The sequence below is a fragment of the Bradyrhizobium uaiense genome (assembly GCF_010811875.1).
GTDB classification, from domain to species: Bacteria; Pseudomonadota; Alphaproteobacteria; order Rhizobiales; family Xanthobacteraceae; genus Bradyrhizobium; species Bradyrhizobium uaiense.
The window spans coordinates 1-241 of record NZ_VKHP01001051.1 but is presented as its reverse complement, the minus strand read 5'-3'; the positions used below and the strand labels follow the sequence as shown (position 1 = coordinate 241).

The window sequence follows — 241 nt, the reverse complement described above, 5'->3', positions numbered from 1 at the left end:
CGCCAGGTGCCGATCCTCGCGATTTCGGATGCCGACAACAACGCGCGGCTGATGCGCGGGCTCGAGATCGGCGTCAACGACTACCTGCTGCGTCCGGTCGACAAGAACGAATTGCTGGCGCGTGCGCTCGAGCGAGCGGGCCTGGCTGCACAGGCGCAGGCCGTCGAAATTGTCGAGGCTGAGCGACACGATCAGCAGGTCGTAATTGCCCTCGGCGGCGTGGAACAGGGCTTCCGACGGA

Annotated in this window: 1 pseudogene; it reads left to right on the top strand. The window is 65.6% G+C overall.

Annotated elements, in window-relative coordinates:
* A pseudogene (locus FNJ47_RS52700) lies at positions 1 to 241 on the top strand (hypothetical protein); the annotation flags it as partial.